At 52.9% G+C, this 3187-nt stretch carries 2 protein-coding genes and 1 pseudogene; all 3 read left to right on the top strand.

From position 1 onward, the window contains the following. Positions 1-1582: 1582 nt before the first annotated feature. On the top strand, positions 1583-1816 hold the full coding sequence (locus ACOSYY_RS15530) for a hypothetical protein (protein ID WP_421663506.1): 234 nt from the start codon (positions 1583-1585) through the stop codon (positions 1814-1816). A gap of 316 nt (positions 1817-2132) precedes the next feature. Next, a complete protein-coding gene (locus ACOSYY_RS15525) occupies positions 2133-2633 on the top strand; it encodes a tetratricopeptide repeat protein (protein ID WP_421663504.1) in 501 nt (166 codons plus the stop codon). A gap of 254 nt (positions 2634-2887) precedes the next feature. Continuing rightward, positions 2888-3187: pseudogene (locus ACOSYY_RS15520) on the top strand (hypothetical protein); the annotation flags it as partial.

The following is a 3187-nucleotide window of genomic DNA, read 5'->3' as shown; positions in this document are numbered from 1 at the left end:
GCGGAACTGGCAGACGCACTAGATTCAGGGTCTAGCGCCCGCAAGGGTGTCCGGGTTCAAATCCCGGCTTCGGCACCAACCTTGGTTCTGCCTAATTGTTCAACGAGTTAGAAACCTATGCGGAAGCACGTGTTGCAGGGGTGTTAAGCCTGGGGCGTTTCCTTGATATAATAACGGTATGCCTTCAAAGACTCATTCCGACGCCCGTATCGTAACCAAGCGCAGGGGTAAGGGTTTCAGTAAGCCAGCCGGATTCAAGAGCATCAATAAAAAGACCGTCAAACAGCTGCCCGATACCAGCCGTATCCCATGGTTTCCGACAACTACCAAGACCAGCAGGGATAACTAGGCTCTCGCTTCAATCTCAACTCGCGACCTCTCAACACTGAAACATGTCTCAGGCAGGCTTTCTAAGCAAATATTCTTGGGCCTTCCTTCTCGGGAAGAACCCCGTAATGGCTGGGGATGAAAGGTCCGCAGAGGGAGAACTGGGAGAGCTACTATATGGCCTCGCAAACTATCACGTTCATGCGTGAGGTCTCCATTTCTGAGTCACGAGTCACTCCGTTTACTCCCGCCATGTAGATACCATCTTGTACATCAGTCCCAGAATGACGCCCACCAAGAATGGTTCGATGATCCATGGCATCATACTAGTCACCTCCTTCCATCGTCACGGCTACAGGGTATTCGACTGTGGATGCGATCGATATGGAACAAGGGCAACCTATTAAAAGACGGCTGTCAGGGCGTGTTGACTAAGGCTACCTGGATAATATGAATGGCCTGGGCGGACCATGCAACTCGCCACAGAATCAATATCGAGCTGGATTCCTTTTAATGCTCTCGAATGACGGAGAGATCCTCATCAATTCGACGCTGCACATCTTCCTTTGGCATAGCAGGGTGTCGCCATCCTTAGCCAGGAGAAAATCTCTAGCCAACTAGGAAGCTCCCGAGTCAAGTTTTCCGTGCCAATAACTCTTCTTGTTCCGGTGCTGCAAAGTCAATATGGAGCCTAACCAGTGACGATGACAGGGTGTGCCGATTGGGAGAGATGTGTGTCATCAGCGTGTGTTGAAGAGAAATAAATCGGTACGAAACTGAGCAGGTCCCGACGAGAATGAGCTGCCTATTCATCCTTTCGTGCAGGATCCGAGAAGGAAGGCATGTGTGAACGACTGAGCACGCTCTCGGCGCATTTCCTAACAACCATCCTGACCGCATGAATAGTTCTTCATGTCTGTTTCACTTGCTCTTCATCTCCCTGATGTACGCTGTGATCATCGGAATTTAAGAAGGAGGAACTATTATGGATGCAAACTGGCTCACATTCGGGGCGGCGATTCTTGGGTTAGTGGTTGCGGCTGCCTTTGTCTATAAAAAGGGTCAACAGCCGTAGTCTCCCCTCCCAAAGACGTCGCCTGTTGACAAGCCTATGGAACTGTCTGGAGTTATCCTTGACGGTTCCATAGGTTTTCTTTCTAGGAGCGCGATAGCGTCCACCCCCGGCGATGGAAGGCACACAGTCCATACCGAGGACATTGGCTCCTCAATGTATAGGGTAATCTAAGGAGAAGGTATGGCCATCACACCGATCGAAAACCTCTACGCTCATCGACTTCGCCAAACCTACATAGCATCCACACTCACCGGAGCCGCCTCTACGAATGTTCCGCAAAGGAGATTCCGCGTCGCTCAGTACGTGCGGGAAGTGCTCAAACGGTTTGCTCCTCACCTAAGAACCTCTTGCAAGATGGTACTGGAGACCACGAAGACATCGGCGACGGCGCATTCCCCTCAGACCGATTGCTGACGATGATGTAGCCTCCGGCAGTTCAGAGGCACGGCTCCCTACGGCTTATTGCCGTCTTGTTCCTCCCCTACCTAGAATCGGTGCTTTAAGGTCATCAGTTTTATCACGGCATGGCTTCCCTCGATCGTGTTCCTGTTTTCTTCAACTGCGGCTATCTACGGCTATAGCGTAGGGGATCGAGGTCTCATAAGAATTGGGTCGACCGCATCGTATACTGCTGAGAGCGTAACAGGAATGCAGGCAATGGTTGTGTTGTAACCGAGCGTAGGGCATTCTAAGCCCCGTGGCTTTCCGAATGCTGAAAGGCAGGTAAACAATGCGAACATTCCTGCTCGCGAGTGTGTTGATTGTCGGCAGTTCGACAGCGGTGGCGGCCCTCTCCGGAGAGGAACCATACGAGGCCTTGCAGCGTGGAGACTTCAGGATCGCGGCTGGACTCTTTTATCCTCTGGCGGAGAAGGGAGATGCACGAGCGCAATACAATCTCGGACTGCTGTATGCCAGCGGCCTGGGTGTGACGCACGACTACCAGGCGGCGTTGAAATGGCATCGCATGGCCGCGAAGCAGGGTCACGCCGGGGCGCAAAGCCAATTGGCACAAATGTATTCCAAAGGACAAGGCGTTCCATTGGATTATGTTCGCGCGCATATGTGGTACAGCATCGCAGCGGAGTCGTTGAGTGGCGGTTCGAAACAAGAGTTGGAGAAGGATCGGGAAAAGGTGGCATCGCGTATGACTCCGGCTCAGATCCAGAAAGCGCAGGAGATGGCCCAGCGTTGTCTAGAGTCGAAGTTGAAGAAGTGTGACGAGAAATAGTCCGCACCTGAACTTGAAGCACGTCTCCCACGGTTGCAACCTACCGGCCCGTCGTTCATCATCGGATACATTCCTGTTAAATCAGCACTTCAGCAGCACCGCCGACGTGAACTGAACCACCCGCGAGACTTCACCAGTGGACTCTCCTCTTTGTCGAGATATAGACTGTACGAGTAAAGGGTAATCGGATGGGATTCGCCGAGTGAGGTGCGATGAAGGTGCTGACCGGTAAGATCCTATCAAGGTGGTGGAGGATGGTTCTTGTTGGAGGAATGGCGCTTTGTGCGGTCCCAACGCTGGATCTTGGTGCCGGAGCAGACGAGATAGCGCTGGAGCGCCCGGGATTCTCGCTTATCACTCGCGACGGCTCAGGCGATGCCGGCCAGTTTACATCAGTGGCCATTGGGGCCGACGGTCTAGGCCTCATTAGTTACTATGATGCGACCAACCGGGATCTGAAAGTAGCTCACTGCTCGAACCAGGCTTGCACTTCCGCGACGATCAGCTCTCTAGACCGCATTGGAGATGTCGGCCGGTACACCTCTATCGCGATT

This window comes from Nitrospira sp. BLG_2 (genome assembly GCF_049222245.1).
Note: the sequence above shows the minus strand (reverse complement) of the source record. Positions and strands in the feature narration are given on the sequence as shown.

Coding starts and splice junctions, on each gene's coding strand:
- ACOSYY_RS15530 (WP_421663506.1), top strand. CDS start 1,583: ATGGCCATCACACCGATCGAAAACCTCTACGCTCATCGACTTCGCCAA.
- ACOSYY_RS15525 (WP_421663504.1), top strand. CDS start 2,133: ATGCGAACATTCCTGCTCGCGAGTGTGTTGATTGTCGGCAGTTCGACA.